General features: G+C 75.0%; 15 protein-coding genes. 5 read left to right on the top strand and 10 right to left on the bottom strand.

Annotation, left to right across the window (positions count from 1 at the left end; all coding sequences use genetic code 11):
• Positions 1 to 10: 10 nt before the first annotated feature.
• On the bottom strand, positions 11 to 712 hold the full coding sequence (locus tag BUB17_RS10865; RefSeq protein ID WP_072917896.1) for an SDR family NAD(P)-dependent oxidoreductase: 702 nt from the start codon (positions 710 to 712) through the stop codon (positions 11 to 13).
• A 42-nt stretch (positions 713 to 754) separates the two neighbouring features.
• On the opposite strand from BUB17_RS10865, the gene BUB17_RS10860 reads away from it, so the two are divergent.
• Both BUB17_RS10860 and BUB17_RS10855 read left to right on the top strand, forming a co-directional pair.
• Positions 755 to 1,147, top strand: coding sequence for a pyridoxamine 5'-phosphate oxidase family protein (locus BUB17_RS10860; protein ID WP_072917894.1), 393 nt, complete (start codon positions 755 to 757; stop codon positions 1,145 to 1,147).
• A 10-nt stretch (positions 1,148 to 1,157) separates the two neighbouring features.
• On the top strand, positions 1,158 to 1,784 hold the full coding sequence (locus BUB17_RS10855) for a GNAT family N-acetyltransferase (RefSeq protein ID WP_083606255.1): 627 nt from the start codon (positions 1,158 to 1,160) through the stop codon (positions 1,782 to 1,784).
• Positions 1,785 to 1,824: 40 nt separating this feature from the next.
• Here BUB17_RS10855 and hpf read toward each other — a convergent pair whose 3' ends face one another.
• From hpf to BUB17_RS10815, 8 genes are all read right to left on the bottom strand, one after another.
• Positions 1,825 to 2,511, bottom strand: a complete 687-nt coding sequence (gene hpf / locus BUB17_RS10850) for a ribosome hibernation-promoting factor, HPF/YfiA family (protein WP_072917891.1) — start codon at positions 2,509 to 2,511, stop codon at positions 1,825 to 1,827.
• Positions 2,512 to 2,549: 38 nt separating this feature from the next.
• Complete coding sequence (locus BUB17_RS10845) at positions 2,550 to 3,320, bottom strand: ComF family protein (protein WP_072917889.1); 771 nt, start codon at positions 3,318 to 3,320, stop codon at positions 2,550 to 2,552.
• A 260-nt stretch (positions 3,321 to 3,580) separates the two neighbouring features.
• On the bottom strand, positions 3,581 to 5,308 hold the full coding sequence (locus BUB17_RS10840; protein ID WP_072917886.1) for an LpqB family beta-propeller domain-containing protein: 1,728 nt from the start codon (positions 5,306 to 5,308) through the stop codon (positions 3,581 to 3,583).
• Positions 5,305 to 7,050 carry an MtrAB system histidine kinase MtrB gene (gene mtrB, locus BUB17_RS10835; RefSeq protein WP_072918073.1) on the bottom strand — a complete coding sequence of 582 codons (1,746 nt, stop codon included), beginning with the start codon at positions 7,048 to 7,050 and terminating at the stop codon, positions 5,305 to 5,307. The genes BUB17_RS10840 and mtrB overlap by 4 nt, the downstream gene beginning before the upstream one ends.
• Positions 7,051 to 7,138: 88 nt before the next feature.
• Entirely contained in the window at positions 7,139 to 7,855 is a 717-nt protein-coding gene (gene mtrA / locus BUB17_RS10830; protein ID WP_072917884.1) for an MtrAB system response regulator MtrA, read from the bottom strand.
• A gap of 236 nt (positions 7,856 to 8,091) precedes the next feature.
• Complete coding sequence (gene ahcY, locus BUB17_RS10825; protein ID WP_072917881.1) at positions 8,092 to 9,573, bottom strand: adenosylhomocysteinase; 1,482 nt, start codon at positions 9,571 to 9,573, stop codon at positions 8,092 to 8,094.
• A 147-nt stretch (positions 9,574 to 9,720) separates the two neighbouring features.
• Positions 9,721 to 10,629 (bottom strand): GmrSD restriction endonuclease domain-containing protein, encoded by a 909-nt coding sequence (locus BUB17_RS10820; RefSeq protein WP_072917879.1) that lies wholly within the window; start codon positions 10,627 to 10,629, stop codon positions 9,721 to 9,723.
• A gap of 38 nt (positions 10,630 to 10,667) precedes the next feature.
• On the bottom strand, positions 10,668 to 11,537 hold the full coding sequence (locus tag BUB17_RS10815; protein ID WP_244277140.1) for a TylF/MycF/NovP-related O-methyltransferase: 870 nt from the start codon (positions 11,535 to 11,537) through the stop codon (positions 10,668 to 10,670).
• Between the two features lie 327 nt (positions 11,538 to 11,864).
• Here BUB17_RS10815 and BUB17_RS10810 point away from each other — a divergent pair, with 327 nt between their 5' ends.
• Genes BUB17_RS10810 through BUB17_RS10800 form a run of 3 tightly spaced genes read left to right on the top strand, consistent with a single transcriptional unit; the run spans position 11,865 to position 14,487 of the window.
• On the top strand, positions 11,865 to 12,437 hold the full coding sequence (locus BUB17_RS10810; protein WP_244277138.1) for an acyltransferase: 573 nt from the start codon (positions 11,865 to 11,867) through the stop codon (positions 12,435 to 12,437).
• Positions 12,434 to 13,537 (top strand): DegT/DnrJ/EryC1/StrS family aminotransferase, encoded by a 1,104-nt coding sequence (locus tag BUB17_RS10805; RefSeq protein WP_072917873.1) that lies wholly within the window; start codon positions 12,434 to 12,436, stop codon positions 13,535 to 13,537. The genes BUB17_RS10810 and BUB17_RS10805 overlap by 4 nt, the downstream gene beginning before the upstream one ends.
• Positions 13,534 to 14,487, top strand: a complete 954-nt coding sequence (locus BUB17_RS10800) for a Gfo/Idh/MocA family protein (RefSeq protein ID WP_083606254.1) — start codon at positions 13,534 to 13,536, stop codon at positions 14,485 to 14,487. The genes BUB17_RS10805 and BUB17_RS10800 overlap by 4 nt, the downstream gene beginning before the upstream one ends.
• Here the strand turns inward: BUB17_RS10800 and BUB17_RS10795 are convergent.
• Positions 14,478 to 15,272, bottom strand: a complete 795-nt coding sequence (locus BUB17_RS10795; RefSeq protein WP_072917871.1) for a glycosyltransferase — start codon at positions 15,270 to 15,272, stop codon at positions 14,478 to 14,480. The genes BUB17_RS10800 and BUB17_RS10795 overlap by 10 nt on opposite strands.
• Between the last annotated feature and the right edge of the window lie 151 nt (positions 15,273 to 15,423).

The raw sequence follows: 15,423 nt of genomic DNA, 5'->3' as shown, positions 1-15,423 counted from the left end.
ACCGCGACGCTCAGCGGCGGACGAGCCGCTTCTCGCCCGGGTCGAGCACGATCTCCCGGCCGCCCTGCCGAAGCCCGTCGAGCACCGCCGCGACCAGCTCGGCGCGGTCGTGTCCCGGGGGCAGCCGCGGCGGGTCGCCGGCGAGGGCGCGGTCGACCAGCCCGGTGTCGATGTGCGGTGGCCGCACGTCGAGCACGGTGATCGAACGGGTCCGCAGCTCACGGCGCAGCACACCGGCCCAGACCGACAGCGCCGCCTTGCTCGCCGAGTACTCGGCCATCTGCAGCGTCGGGGCGTCGGCCACGATGGCAGACAGCAGCACGACCGCCCCACCCTCGGACAGGTGCGGCAGCGCGGCGCGGACCAGGCTCATCGGCGCCAGCGTGTTGACTGCGAACAGCTCCTCGGTCACCGCGTCGTCGGCCTCCGCCGCCGGGCCGAAGGCCACCACACCCCAGGCGACGACCACGGCGTCCAGCCCACCGAGGCCCGCCACCGCGGCGCCGACCGCGGCGCGGACCGCCTCGACGTCGACGGCGTCCACCACGATCGCGGGGACGCCACCGAGTTCCCCGGCCAGCGCCCGCAGCGCGCCGTCGTCCCGGCCGGTCAGCGCCACCCTGGCCCCGGCGCCGTCCAGCGCCCGCGCCAGCTCTCCGCCGAGCACCCCGGTCGCCCCGGCGACGAGGACCCTCGCACCCGCGAGTTCCATGGACTGCGCATGCCCCGGTAGTGCACGACCTAACCTCGCTCCGTGGCCCACGACCTCGACGACCTCCCCGACGGCCTGCTCACCTTCCTCACCGAGCGGCACCTGGCCACCCTGACCACGCTGCGCACCGACGGGAGCCCGCACGTCGTCCCGGTCGGGGTCACCTACGACCCCGCCACCCGCACCGCCCGGGTCATCACCTCGGGGACGTCGGCCAAGGCCCGGCACGTCCGCGCCGGCCGCGCGCGGGTCGCGGTGTGCCAGGTCGACGGCCGCCGCTGGGTGACCCTCGAGGGGACGGCGGTGGTGCGCGACGACCCGGCCGCGGTCGCCGACGCCGAGGCCCGCTACGCCCGCCGCTACCGCACCCCCCGGGAGAACCCGGCACGGGTGGTCCTGGAGATCTCGGTCGACCGGGTGCTGGGCAAGGGGTGATCATCGCTGCATGACCTCGACTCCACGGCCCCGGCCAGAGGCTCGCCGCGAGCGTGCGAGTGGTGAGGGGGCCGGGGGCCTCTCGCTCACCGGCGTCGACCTGACCACCGAGGTGGTCCGCACCGAGCGGCTCGTGCTGCGCCCGTTCCGCCCGGACGACGTCGACGCGGTGTTCCGCGCCTGCCAGGACCCGGAGAGCAGGCGGTGGCTGCTGAACCTCCCGGAGCCCTACACGCGGGCCGACGCCGAGGAGTTCGTCGCCGTGGCCGCCGCGCGCGGTCGCGCCGGGGGCACCGCGCTGGACACCGCCGTCGAGGCCGACGGCGGGCTGGTCGGCGCCTGCGGCGTGCGGCACCTGGACGGCGGGCTGCTGCTGGGGCCGGACCTCGGCTACTGGACCGCGCCCTGGGCCCGCGGCCGGGGCTACGCCGCCGAGGCCGCCCGGGCGCTCGCGGACTGGGCCTTCCGGCACGGCGCGGAGCGGGTGCACCTGTTCACCGACGTGGCGAACACCGCGTCGCAGTCGGTGGCCGAGCGAGCGGGGTTCAGCCGCGAGGGCGTCGCGCGCCGGTGCCTGGCCTACCGCGACGGCCGCCGCGCGGACGCGGTGCTCTTCGGGCGGCTGCGGGAGGGGTGAGCGGGGCGGGGGCGGGGTCACCCGCGCCCCCGCCCCGGCGTCAGGCCCCGGTCGCCGCGGCCTCCGCGGGCGCGGCGGACTGCCGCGCGGCGGTGCCGTCCAGCGGTGCGTCGACGAGCCGGATGAGGCCGTAGTCGTAGGCGTGCCGGCGGTAGACCACCGTCGGCTGCCCGGTGTCGGCGCACAGGAAGAGGAAGAAGTCGTGGCCGACCAGCTCCATCTCGTGGAGGGCCTGGTCGACGTGCATCGGGGTGGCCGGGTGGTGCTTCTCCCGCACGATCTGGCCGGGGAGGTGCTCGTCGAGGTCGGTGACGTGTGGCCCCTCCGCGAGCTGCCGGTCGCGGTCGAAGGACTCCGCGACGTCGGTGTCGGGGGCGCCGGCGCCCACCCGCACGCTGGCCGGGGTCCGTCGTCCGTGGTGGACGCGGCGGCGGTCGGCGGCCTTGCGCAGCCGGTGGTCGAGCTTGCCGGCGGCCAGGTCCAGCGCCGCGTAGAAGTCCGGCGCGGCGGCCTCGGCGCGGACCACCGGGCCCTTGCCGCGGAGGGTGATCTCCACGCGCTGGCACTTGCCGGACTGGCGTGGGTTCTTCTCGTGGAAGAGCTCCACGTCGATGCGCAGGATCTTCAGTTTCCCGTCGAACCGGTCGGACTGTCCGACCTTGTCCTCGACGTGCTGTCGGTAGTGTTCGGGGACTTCGACGTTCCGGCCACGGACCACGATCTCCATGAGACCTCCCGGTCGTTCGGGTTGTGATCGAACCCACGCTAGTCCGCGTTGCCGGGTCCCGACAGTCGATCAGCAGACCCCCCACGACGACGTGGGGGGACGCTCCGCGGAGCCTGCGCGGGAGGCCGCCGCGGGGTCGCCGCGACGACCGCGGCGAGCACCGGGGGGCCGGCGGCCGGCGCGAGCACCGCGGCCGCCTCGGTGAGCGTCGCGCCACTGGTGACGACGTCGTCGACGACCACCAGCACCGCCTCGTCGGGCAGCTCGCGCGCGCCGTCCCGGAGCGCGAAGGTGCCGGCCAGGTTGGCCCGCCGCTGTGCCGCCGAGAGCCCCGCGGAGTCCGCGGCGCGTCCGCTGCGGCGCAGCAGCCGCGCCTCGGCCGCGGGCACCCCCGCCGCCCGGAGCTCGGCGACCGCGCGGGCGGTCAGCTCGCGGACGTGGTCCCGGCCGCGGGCGCGCAGCGCGGCGGCGCCGCTGGGGACCGGGACCAGCCGGACCGGCCCCGGCCGCGTGGACAGCCCGGAGAGCACGCCGGCGACGGCCAGCGCCAGGGCGGCGCCGAGCGGGCGGGCCAGCTCGGCCCGGCCGCGCTCCTTGAAGGCGTTGACCGCCGGGCGCACCGGCCCGGCGTAGGCGCCGGCGGCCACCGTCGGCGGGAAGCCCGCCGGGAAGCGCCGCGGCTGGGCCAGGTGCGGAACGGTGAGCAGCGCGGCGCACCGCCGGCACAGGACCGCGTCCGGCACCCCGCACCCGGCGCACTCGCGCGGCAGCAGCAGGTCCGCCAGCGCCGCGAGCAACCCGCCGTCCACTCCTCCAGCCTCGCGCCCCGCGTGCCCACCCGCCCAGCGCCGCCGCGCATCTGTGGACGCGGGTGCAGCCCCTGGCGTCTCGCTCGTGCGGCCCCTCGCAGGGTCCCGCCGCAGGCCCCGTCTCGGGTCCCGCCCCGAGCCTGCGAGGGGTGGGCAGGACGGGGTCCTTCCCTGGCGGGGGGACGGTGACGTGCCGGAACGGCCCCGCGTCAGGGCCCCGCCGCGAGCTTGCGAGGGACGGGGGGACGCGGGGTCCTTCTTCAGCCGGGGTAGAACGGCTCGGTGCCCGGCTGCGGCTGCTGGCCGCGGACCAGGGTCACCCAGGTGCCCCCGGCGACCTGCCACTCCCAGATCGTGCCGCCGGCGCTGACCAGCGGTGGACGCTCGGGCGCCGCGGCGACCTGCGTCGCCTGGCTGGGCAGCCCGGCGGTGGGCACCGGCGAGAGGTCCCAGCCGTCGACGCCGACCAGGTAGGGCACGGTCCGCTCCTCGCCGGCGTCCCCGGCCAGCACCAGCAGGCTGCCGGAGGTCCGCCACGCGACGTCGACCACCTGGCCCAGCGCCGGCGCGACCTCGCGCCAGTCGCGCAGCGCCACCGGGCCGTCGTCCGAGCGCACCACGGTGCCCACGTGCAGGCTCCGCCGCTCGCCGTCCTCCACGACGACCGCGGCCCGGACCCCGTCGGGCGAGAGCTGCAGCGCGGTGGCCCGGCCCAGGCCCGGCAGGGTGACGGCGTTGACCGCCTGCGGGGGCCGGCCACCGGCGACCCGCACCACCGTCGAGCCGTCGCGGACCACCCAGAACTCCTGGCGGGCGGGCGCCACGGTCGGCACCGTGAGCGAGCCGCTCGGCAGCACCGGCATGAGGTCGCCGCCGTAGGGGCCGGTGAGCAGCGTCACCGCGCCGTCCCGCTCGGCCACCCCGACCATCTGGGTCAGCTCGCCGGTGCTGGGGTCCGTCGCGACCGCGGCGCTGGACAGCCCGTAGGCGCCCGCGCCGGCCGGGCCGGGCGCCGGCGCCGGCGCATCGGTCGCCGTCCACAGCGCGCCGTCGACCAGGTAGTGCCCGACCGCGTCCACCGGGGCGGCGTCGGGGTCGAGGGCGGTCCAGGTGTCGACGGTCTGCACCGCCGGCACGCCGTCGAGGGTCAGCGGGTCGCCGTCGACGCGGACCTCCACCGAGCGCACCGACGGCAGCTGGCCCAGCGTCCACACCAGCTGGGCCGACAGCCCGGCCAGGCGGGTGGGGGTCGCGTCGGCCACCCCGGTCAGGTCGACGGTGACCGCCTGCGCGGAGACCACCACCGTGCTGCCCAGCGCGGCTCCCTCGAGCTCGTTGCGGACACCCGCGGCCAGCACCGCCGACGGCCCCGCGAGCAGCCGCTCGACCAGCACCGTCGGCTGGGCCTCCCCGGTGATCAGGTACCGCGGGTCGGGCACGAAGCGCTGACCGGTCGGATCGAGGAAGTAGAGGTCGCGCCGCTCGTAGAGGCGCTCGAAGTCCGGCTCGAGCATGAGCAGCCCGTCCGGCGGGTCGCTGATCCGCCACTCGCCGCCGACCTGCTCGAGACGGAACTCCCGCGAGTAGACCTCCTGCCCACCCACGGTGAACCCGCCCCGCTGGTCGATCGTGCCGACCAGCTCGCCGGTGACGACGACGGTGCCGGCGTCGGTGGTGACGGTGGCGTAGTCGGCGCCGAGCACGGTGATGCCCGCGTCGTCCGACCAGGACCCCTGCGGCTCCGGGGCCAGGTGCTCGCGGGCCACGGGGTGCCCGCGCACGGTGCTGGCGGCGGCGTCGAGGAAGCCGCGGACGACCTCCTCGGGGGTGGCGCCGGTCTCCGGCGACAGCGGCTCGATGCCGACGGGGCTGTCCGCACGCGGTGGCGCCTGCGTGATCTGCACGACCGACGAGCTCGTCGGCACGGTGGCGCAACCGCTCACCAGCGCCAGCAGCGCCGCCCCGAGGACGGCACCCCGGCGGGTCACCGGGCACCCCCGGGAGGGCGCAGGGCCGCCGGTCGCAGCGGCAGCGGCGAGCTGGTGAGGTCGGTGCCCGCCGTCAGCGGCAGGGTCAGCCGGAACTGCGCACCGGCGCCCGGCTGCCCCCACACCTGCAGCCAGCCGCCGTGCAGCCGGGCGTCCTCCAGGCTGATCGACAGCCCCAGCCCGCTGCCGCCGACGGTGCGGACCCGCGAGGGGTCGGCGCGCCAGAAGCGGTCGAACACGTGCTGCGCCTCGGCCGGGGACAGCCCCACGCCGTGGTCGCGCACGGTGACCGCCGCCGCCGTCCGGTTGGCCGCCCAGGTGACCTCCACCGGCTTCCCGGTGCCGTGCTCGATGGCGTTGCCGACCAGGTTGCGCAGGATCCGCTCGACCCGGCGGGCGTCGACCTCGGCGATGACGTCCTGCGCGGGGCCGGACACCGTCAGCCGGCAGCCGTGCCGCTCCGCCAGTGCCGACATCCCGGCCGCCACCCGGCGCACGAGCGCACCGAGGTCGGTCGGCTCCCCGTCGAGGACGGCGGCCCCGGCGTCGTAGCGGCTGATCTCCAGCAGGTCGGTGAGCAGCACCTCGAAGCGGTCGAGCTCGGTGTGCATCAGCTCCGCCGAGCGGGCCACGTGCGGCGGGAAGTCCGCACGGGACTCGTAGAGCACCTCGGCCGCCATCTGCACCGTGGTGAGCGGCGTGCGCAGCTCGTGCGACACGTCAGAGGTGAAGCGCTGCTGGAGCTGCGACAGCGACTCCAGCTGGGTGATCTGCCGCTGCAGGCTGTCGGCCATCGCGTTGAAGCTGGTCGCCAGCCGCGCCAGGTCGTCCTCGCCGCGGACGGCCATCCGCTCCTCGAGCTGCCCCTCGGCCAGCCGCTGCGCGGTGCCCGCGGCCTGGCGCACCGGGTCGACCACCAGCCGGGTCACGAGGACGGCGATCCCGACCACGAGGAGGGTGAGCGCGATGCCGCTGATGACCACCGTGGTGCGGAACAGCGAGAGGCTCTCCGCCTCCTGGTCGAGCGGGAAGGCGTAGTACAGCTCGATCTGCTCGGCGCCGGCCGCGCCGGTGGGCACCGGAGCGCCGACGAGGTAGGTGGGCCGGGGCTGCCCGCTGCCGTCGGGGACCATCGCGTACTGCGCGTACTGGCCCCCGGAAGCGACCTGGACCCGCAGCTCGGCGGGGATGGCCGGGTAGATGCCGCGCCGGCTGACCGCGGGCGGGCGCTCCGAGTCGCCGGTGCGGTAGACCATGACGACCTCGAAGTCACCGGCCGGGCCACTGCTCTCACGCAGCTGCCGGACGGTGCGGTCCAGCGTCGCCCGCACGCTCGCGCTGTCGCCGGCGGCGATGCCCGCCACCTCCGTCTGCGCGTAGATGACGCCGGTCTGCACCTGGTCGATGGCCGCCTGCTCCTTGACCGACAGCAGCTGCTCGCGGATCTGGCTGAACAGCACCAGGCTCACGATGACGACCACCGTGCCGGCCACGAGCATGGTGATCGCGCCGATCCGGACGTGCAGCGACGAGCGCCAGGCGGCCACCGCCCGTGCGGCCAGCCGCGTGGTGAGCCGACGGGTCCGGACGGCCCGCCGCCGCAGCTCGCGCCGCAGCGCGCCGAGGCCGCCCGATGGCGTCCGGCGCGGCGCGGAGGCGGGCGCCGGCCCGAGGGTGCCGGAGGACGACGAGGCCTCGGGCGGGGCACCGGCCGCGGGAGGCGCGGGCCGCGTGGTGCTCACGGCCGACGGGTCCACCGGATCACGGTGCCCACCGGTCCACTGCCGCGGCGGGCTCGTTGCTCGCGGCGGTGCTCACGAGCCCGTGCGTTCACGGCGGACCGGCCTTGTAGCCGACCCCCCGCACGGTCAGCACGATCTCCGGCTTCTCCGGGTCCCGCTCGATCTTGGCGCGCAGCCGCTGCACGTGGACGTTGACCAGCCGGGTGTCCGCCGCGTGCCGGTAGCCCCACACCTGTTCGAGCAGCAGCTCGCGGGTGAACACCTGGCGCGGCTTGCGGGCCAGGGCGACCAGCAGGTCGAACTCCAGCGGGGTCAACGCGACCGGCACGCCGTCCCGGGTTACCTGGTGCGCCGGGACGTCGATCTGCACGTCGCCGATCGAGAGGTTCTCCGCCTGCCCGGTCTCCCCGCGGCGCAGCTGCGCCCGCACCCGGGCAACCAGCTCGACCGGCTTGAACGGTTTGGTGACGTAGTCGTCGGCGCCGGCCTCGAGCCCCTGCACGACGTCGATGGTGTCGCCCTTGGCGGTGAGCATGACGATCGGAACGGCGGACTGGGTGCGGATGTCCTGGCAGATCTGCAGGCCGTTGCGGCCCGGCAGCATCAGGTCGAGCAGCACGATGTCGGGGCGGGTCTGCTGGAACGCGCCCACCGCGCGGTTGCCGTCGGAGACGAAGGCGGGTTCGTAGCCCTCGCGCCGGAGCACGATGCCGAGCATCTCGGCGAGGGCGGCGTCGTCGTCGACGACCAGGACTCGGCCGCGGGAGGACCCGTTCTGAGCAGCGGTGGGTGGCACGCCCACCATTCTGCGCTGCTCGGCGCCCGAAACGGGGACACCCGCCCGGAGTGCTCCGGACGGGTGTCCCCCGTGCCCCGATCGCGTGGCCGCGCCGGCCCCCTGCAGGGCCCCGCCGCGAGCTGGGTGACGTGCTGGAACGGCCCCGCTGCAGGGTCCCGCCGCGAGCTGGGTGACGTGCTGGAACGGCCCCGCTGCAGGGTCCCGCCGCGAGCCTGCGAGCGGTGGGGGGCAGCGGGGTCCTTTCAGTAGCGGTAGTGGTCGCTCTTGTACGGCCCCTCGACCGGGACGCCGATGTAGTCGGCCTGCACCTTGGTCAGCTCGGTGAGCTGCACGCCGAGCGCGTCGAGGTGCAGCCGCGCCACGTGCTCGTCGAGCTTCTTCGGGAGCACGGTGACGCCCGGGGTCTGGCCCTCGTACGCCGCCCGGTTGGTCCACAGCTCGATCTGCGCCAGCACCTGGTTGGAGAACGAGGCGCTCATGACGAAGCTGGGGTGGCCGGTGGCGTTACCGAGGTTCAGCAGCCGACCCTCCGACAGCAGGATGACCGTGTGGCCGTCGGCGAACCGCCACTCGTCGACCTGCGGCTTGATCGTCGTCCGGGTGATGCCGGGCGTGCGGGCCAGGCCGGCCACGTCGATCTCGTTGTCGAAGTGGCCGATGTTGCCGACGATCGCCTGGTGCTTGGTCGAGGCGAGCTGCTCGGCCGAGATGATGTCCCGGTTGCCGGTCGCGGTGATGATGATGTCGGCCTTGCCGATGACCTCGTCGAGCGTGGTCACCTCGTAGCCGTGCATCGCCGCCTGCAGGGCGTTGATCGGGTCGATCTCGGTGACGATCACCCGGGCGCCCTGGCCGCGCAGCGACTCGGCGCAGCCCTTGCCGACGTCGCCGTAGCCGCAGACGACGGCCACCTTGCCGCCGATCATGACGTCGGTGGCGCGGTTGATGCCGTCGATGAGCGAGTGCCGGCAGCCGTAGAGGTTGTCGAACTTGCTCTTCGTCACCGAGTCGTTGACGTTGATGGCCGGGAACAGCAGCCGGCCGTCGCGGGCCAGCTCGTAGAGGCGCATGACACCGGTGGTGGTCTCCTCGGTGACGCCGGCGATGCCCTGCCCGATCCGGGTCCAGTAGCCGGCGTCGGTGGCCAGCGTGCCGCGCAGCGCGTCGAGGATGACGCCGTACTCCTCGGAGTCGGCCTCGGTGGTGTCGGGGACGGCGCCGTCGGCCTCGAAGCGGGTGCCCAGATGCACCAGCAGCGTGGCGTCGCCACCGTCGTCGAGCAGCATGTTCGGGCCGACGACGGTGCCGGACTCGTCGCGGAACTCGAAGAGCCGCTGGGTGCACCACCAGTACTCCTCCAGCGTCTCGCCCTTCCAGGCGAACACCGGGACGCCGGCGGGCTGCTCGGGGGTGCCGTTCCCGACGACGATCGCCGCGGCGGCGTGGTCCTGGGTGGAGAAGATGTTGCAGCTGACCCAGCGCACGTCGGCGCCGAGCGCGACGAGGGTCTCGATGAGGACGGCGGTCTGCACGGTCATGTGCAGGGAGCCGGCGATGCGGGCCCCGGCCAGCGGCTGCTGGTCGCCGTACTCGGCGCGCAGCGCCATGAGGCCGGGCATCTCGTGCTCGGCGAGCCGGATCTCCTTGCGGCCGAAGCCGGCCAGGGAGAGGTCGGCGACCTCGAAGTCGCCGTCGGTCAGCACACGGGTGGTGGTGGCGGTCATGTCGCTCCAGATCCGCCCGGCCCAGGAGCCGAGCGATGCGTGTCGGATGCAGTGTCGCTGCGATCCCCGCTCCGGCGGGGAGAGCGAGCATGCCGAGGCTTCGGCGGGGCTCGTGCCGCCGACCACGATACGCGGGCCGATCCGGTCCTACTCGCAGCCGACCCCGTCACCGTCGCCGTCGAAGGCGGCGCTCCACCCCGGCTCGCCGCGCCGGATGGGCGCCGCACCGGCCGCCCGGACCGCGTCGCAGTCGGCGTAGGCGGCGTCCGCCGGCGCCGGCCGGGTCGCTGACGCCTCCGTCGCCGGGTCGCCGGGCAGCGGTTCCGCGGGGCAGCCGGCGAGCACGGTGGCGGCGGCGTTGCGCTCGGCGCGGGTGGCCCACAGCCGGTAGCCGGTCTTCACCGCGACCTGCCGGGCGACGTAGGTGCACCGGTAGGCGGTGTTCGGCGGCAGCCACGTCGCGGCGTCGCCGTCCCCCTTCTGCATGTTGAGCGGCCCGTCGACGGCGAGCAGGTTGAGCGGGTCGTTGGCGAAGGTCGTGCGCCGGTCGGTGTCCCAGCCCTGGGCACCCTTCTGCCAGGCGTCCGACAGCGCGACGACGTGGTCGATCTGCACGTCGTCGCTGGTCTCCTCGCCGCGTCGGAACTCGATGGTGCGCCCGGAGTAGGGGTCCTCGAGGGTGCCGGAGACGACGACGCAGTCGCTGCCGGACCGGAACCGCTCGCCGGTCAGGTCGCGGGCCAGCACGTCATTGCGGGTGTCGCAGCCGTTGCGGTCGGTGTCCACCCAGCCGTCGCCGAACCGGTCGCGGTCGTAGCCGGTGCGCGGCGCCCGGCCCCGCACCTCGACGTCGGCGAGGGCGGCCAGCGCGGAGCCCGGTGGCGCGGCCGCGATCGCCTGGTCGGCGGCCGCGTCGTCCAGGACGCCGGTCGGCGCACCGCCGGCCGGCTGCTCGCCGGGCGGCAGCACGCAGCCGGTCAGCAGGACCAGGGCGGTCCAGCCGAGCAGGGCAGCGCGGCGCACCGTGGACGGCGTTGCGGGAGTGCGGGGGCTCACGGGGCTCCTCCCACGCGCGCGGACGGGAGATCTCGACGCTAGGGCGCCGACCGGGCACCGCCGGGACGCCACGCCCGGTCAGTCCCCGGCGGGGTCCCGGGGTCCAGGACGCGGACGACGACCTGCTCGTTGTTCGACGTGTACGCCGCATAGGCCGCCCGGGTCCCGGTGCGCGCGAGGTGCTCCTGCCACGCCCGGTACTCGTGCTGCTCCCAGCCCGGGAAGTTGAAGAACTCGTCGAAGACCACCACCGAGCCGGGGACCAGCCGGTGGCCGACGTGCTCGAGGACGGTCACTGCCGAGGAGTAGAGGTCTCCGTCGACGTGCAGCAGGTGGACCGGACCCGGGTGGGCGGCGAGGAAGCCGGGGAGGGTGTCCTGGAACCAGCCCACGACGAGTTCGGCGCCGGCGACCTCGGGCAGTCCGTCGGTGGCGAAGGCGCCGGCCCGCACGTGGGGGCGGTAGTCCGCCGGCAGCCCCTGGAAGGAGTCGAAGCCGTACACGTCGCGGCGACCGCGCCCCTCGGCGATGACCTCCAGCGAGCTCCCCCGGAAGACGCCGAACTCCAGCGCCAGGCCGCCGGTCGGGGCGATCTCGACGGCGTACCGCAGCGTGCTGACCGGGTCGTGGAAGGCGAGGGCGGTCGACATCTCCCGGGCCGCGAACCGGGCCGAGGCCACGGCCGCGTCCCGCTCCCCCGCCGCGAGCAGGTCCCGCCGCTCCCGGAACTCGACCTCGTGCACCGCCCGGATCACCCGGTCGGCCTCGGCGCGCACGACCGCCTCCACCTGGTCGGCCTCGGCGCGCACGGCCGCCTCCACCCGGCGGGCGAACCGGGCCTCGACCGGCGCCACCGCCGTCCGGACCAGCCAGCGCCGCACCGCGGCGGGAAGCCGGCCGGGTCGCATCCGTGGACCTCCGGACACGCGCACCCCTCCCCCGGCCGCGGCTCCGGCGGGCTCCGCCGCCAGGTCTCCACGGCTCTCGCACCTTGGTCCCACCGACGTCGCGGCAACCACGGCGAGTGACCCGGTGCCCACTCCGGGGGGTCGGTACACCACCACCCGGGGTGCGCGTCTTCCCTGGCGGCGGAGGGAGCGGCGGCGATGCCGCACGGGCGCGGTTCCGGACCGGTGGTGGCGTCGTGGGATCGCCGTAGGCTGCCCTCGACCGATCCGGCTGTGACCCGGACCACACCGACCCGGACGGAGATCATGGCTTCGGCACAGGAGCCCGTGCGTCACCCGGCGGCCGCCCACGAGACGGCCGTCATCGAGGATGCCGCGCGGATCGGTGCGGGCACCCGGATCTGGCACCACGCCCACGTCCGGGCCGGCGCGGTGATCGGAGCAGGCTGCGTCCTCGGCAAGAACGTCTTCGTGGACTCGGGTGCCGTGGTCGGCGACCGGTGCAAGATCCAGAACAACGTCTCCGTCTACAACGGGGTCAGGCTGGGGTCGGAGGTCTTCGTCGGCCCGAGCGCCGTGTTCACCAACGACCTGCGGCCCCGCGCCTCGGCCGACCAGTGGTCGGTCACCCCGACCGTCGTGCACGACGGCGCCTCCATAGGCGCCAACGCGACCATCGTCTGCGGCACCGTGCTCGGCCGCTGGGCGATGGTCGCCGCGGGTTCGGTCGTGACCCGGGACGTCGAACCGCACCAGCTGGTGATCGGCAACCCCGCCCGCCCCGCCGGATGGGTGTGCGAGTGCGGCGAGGTGGTCAGCCGTGCCGCGGAGCCCCCCGGTGACCTGCGGTGCACCGATCACCGCGACGGGACGGCAGAGCACCGAGCGGCGCTGGTGTGAACGCGCCGATCCCGATCTCCGCCGTCGCCATCGGCCCGGACGAGGAGGCGCTCGTCCTCGAGGTCCTGCGCTCGGGCCGGCTGACCCAGGGGCCGAAGGTCGAGCAGCTCGAACAACGGTTCGCCGCCGCGCACGACGTCGAGCACGCCGTCGCCGTCAACAGCGGCACCACCGCGCTGGTCGCGGCGCTCCAGGCGCTGGGGATCGGACCGGGTGACGAGGTGATCACCTCGCCGTTCACCTTCGTGGCGACGCTGAACGCCATCCTCGAGTCGGGAGCGACCGCGCGCTTCGCCGACGTCACGGAGGACTTCTGCCTCGACGTCGAGTGCGCGCGGGCACTGGTCGGCGAGCGGACCCGGGCCGTCCTCCCGGTGCACCTCTACGGGCTGCCGGCGGACATGCCCCGGTTCGACGAGCTCGCCCGGGAGCGGGGACTGTCGATCGTGGAGGACGCCGCCCAGGCGCACGGTGCACGGGTCGACGGACGCTCCGTTGGGTCCTTCGGCGTCGGGTGCTTCTCGTTCTACGCGACCAAGAACGTCATGTGCGCCGAGGGCGGGATGATCACGACCGCGGACGCGGACGTCGCCGATCGGCTCCGCCTGCTCCGCAACCACGGCATGCGGGTGCCGTACCGGTACGAGGTGCCCGGCCACAACTACCGGCTCACCGATCTCCAGGCGGCGATCGCCCTCCCCCAGCTCGGCCGGCTCCAGGCGATCAACGACGCCCGGCGCGCCCACGCGGCCCATCTGTCGGAGGGGCTGCGCTCCGTGCCCGGGCTGCGCCTGCCCTCCGTGCCGACCGGACGCGAGCACGTCTTCCACCAGTACACGGTGCGGGTCACCGCGGACGCGCCAGTGGACCGGGACGGTGTCGTGGCCGGGCTGGCGCAGCGAGGCATCCGGGCCGGCGTCTACTACCCGACGCTGGTCCACGACCACCCCGGTCACCGGGACCACCCGCGGGTCGTCGTCGACGAGACGCCCGTCGCAGCGCAGATGACGACCGAGGTGGTCTCCCTCCCCGTCCACCCCCAGCTGAGCCGGTCCGACCTCGACCGGATCGTCGCAGCCGTCACCGAGGTCCTCCGGTGACCGCGGTGGCCGTCGTGGGCGCGGGGTTGATGGGGGCCAACCACGCCCGGGTCCTGCGCCGACTGCCCGAGGCGGAGCTGACGCTGGTCGTCGACCCGGACGGTCCGCGCGGCCGGGCGCTGGCGGAGTCCGTGGGTGCGCGGTACTGCGCCGAGCCTGCAGCGGTCGCCGGGCTCGCCGAGGCCGCCGTCCTCGCCGTACCCAGCGAGCGGCACGCCGAGATCGGCGTCCCGCTGCTCGAGGCCGGGGTGGACCTGCTCGTCGAGAAGCCCATCGCCACGACGGTCGAGGACGCCGACGCCCTCATCGAGGCGGCCCGGGAGCACCACCGGGTCCTGATGACCGGCCACGTCGAGCGCTTCAACCCCGCGGTGCTCCAGCTCGACGGCCTCGTGCACGACCCGCTGCACGTGGAGCTGACCCGCATGGGCCCGTTCTCGCCGCGGGTCACCGCAGACGTCGTTCTCGACCTCATGATCCACGACCTCGAGCTGGCCCTGGCCCTGGCCGGCTCCGACGTCGAGCGGGTCGAGGGGATGGGCCGGCGTGAGCGGACCGACTCCCTGGACCTCGCGACCGCCCTGCTCCGGTTCCGGAACGGGGTGACGGCGAGCGTCACGGCCAGCCGGATCGGGCAGACCAAGATCCGCCGCATCGAGCTGACCCAGCGCACGAACTTCGTCGTCCTGGACCTGGTGCGCCAGGACCTCACGATCCACCGGGTGGACCACAACGAGTTCCTCGCCGAGGGGGGCGTGCGCTACCGGCAGAGCGGGCTGGTCGAGATCCCCTTCCTCGAGCACCGCGGAGAGCCGCTGGCACTCGAACTCGAGCACTTCCTCGACTGCGTCATGCACCGCCGGTCACCACGAGTGACCGGCCTCCAGGGTCGTCGGGCTCTCGAGGTGGCCCTGGCCGTGCGGCGGTCGGCCGGCTCGCCCTACCGCTGAGCGGCCGCCGCCGCTCGTCCGTCTGCCGGGGACGCGTGCCGGCGCCGGATCGCCAGCAACCCCACGGCCATCTGCCAGACGTCCCGCACGGCGATGCGGCTGCGATGGTCGCGGTGCTGCGGGGAGAGCCGCACCGGCACCTCCAGCGGCTGCACCCCCGAGCGTTCGGCGACGTGGCACAGCTCCGTCGTCACCAGGTAACCGGGCTCGACGAGCCGGGGGACGATTCCGCGCGCCCAGTCGCCGGCCAGCACGAACGTGCCCTGCGGGTCGAGCGTCCGCATCCCCAGGACCACGCGTCGCAGCACCCGGAAGCCCGAGCTGAGGACCCGCCGCAGGAGCCCCCGGTCGACGTCGGAGTCCGGATGTCCCTTGGACCCGATGACCACCGGGTGGGCGGTGGGGTCCACGCCCTCGGCGGCGTCCAGGTCGTCGAACCCGAACGGCAGGTCGTCCGCCGTCAGGACCACCCGTTCCCCGCGGCTGGCGGCGATGCCGGCGCGGTAGGCGTTGCCCATCCCCTTGGCCGACCGGAGGAGCCGCAGGGGCACCCCGGGGTGGGCCCAGGTCTGCTCGATCCCCAGGAGCAGGGCGGAGGTGCCGTCGGTCGAACCGTTCTCGACGACGATCACCTCGGCGTCCCGGTCGGCCAGTCGGCTCGCCAGCGCGCGGAGCGTGGGCTCGATGGCCAGCGTGCTGTTGTGCGCCGGGACGACGTAGGTGAGCGCGCACCTCGCGGCGCCCTGAGCCGAGCCACTTCCCGGCGTGGGTGCCGACTCGTCCATGCCCGCTGGCTCCCGTCCCGCTCCACTCGTCCCGCGCCAGCTCAGGGGCCCGATCCGCTCTCGGAGGGTAACGTCACAGCACCTCGCGCCCGCGCCGACCGTGCACGACGAGGGATGACCACGGATCCCGGGCACCACGGAGGAGAGGCCT

Origin of the sequence: Geodermatophilus obscurus (assembly GCF_900143215.1) — a bacterium.
Classification (GTDB): Bacteria; Actinomycetota; Actinomycetes; order Mycobacteriales; family Geodermatophilaceae; genus Geodermatophilus; species Geodermatophilus obscurus_A.
The sequence above is the reverse complement of the archived record's forward strand: the minus strand, read 5'-3'. Positions and strand labels throughout refer to the sequence as shown.

What these genes read in the sequence shown, in the direction of transcription:
- ahcY (WP_072917881.1), bottom strand. Translation starts at nt 9,573, where the DNA reads ATGACCGCCACCACCACCCGTGTGCTGACCGACGGCGACTTCGAGGTC.
- hpf (WP_072917891.1), bottom strand. Translation starts at nt 2,511, where the DNA reads ATGGAGATCGTGGTCCGTGGCCGGAACGTCGAAGTCCCCGAACACTAC.
- BUB17_RS10865 (WP_072917896.1), bottom strand. Translation starts at nt 712, where the DNA reads ATGGAACTCGCGGGTGCGAGGGTCCTCGTCGCCGGGGCGACCGGGGTG.
- mtrA (WP_072917884.1), bottom strand. Translation starts at nt 7,855, where the DNA reads ATGGTGGGCGTGCCACCCACCGCTGCTCAGAACGGGTCCTCCCGCGGC.
- BUB17_RS10855 (WP_083606255.1), top strand. Translation starts at nt 1,158, where the DNA reads ATGACCTCGACTCCACGGCCCCGGCCAGAGGCTCGCCGCGAGCGTGCG.
- BUB17_RS10815 (WP_244277140.1), bottom strand. Translation starts at nt 11,537, where the DNA reads ATGCGACCCGGCCGGCTTCCCGCCGCGGTGCGGCGCTGGCTGGTCCGG.
- BUB17_RS10795 (WP_072917871.1), bottom strand. Translation starts at nt 15,272, where the DNA reads ATGGACGAGTCGGCACCCACGCCGGGAAGTGGCTCGGCTCAGGGCGCC.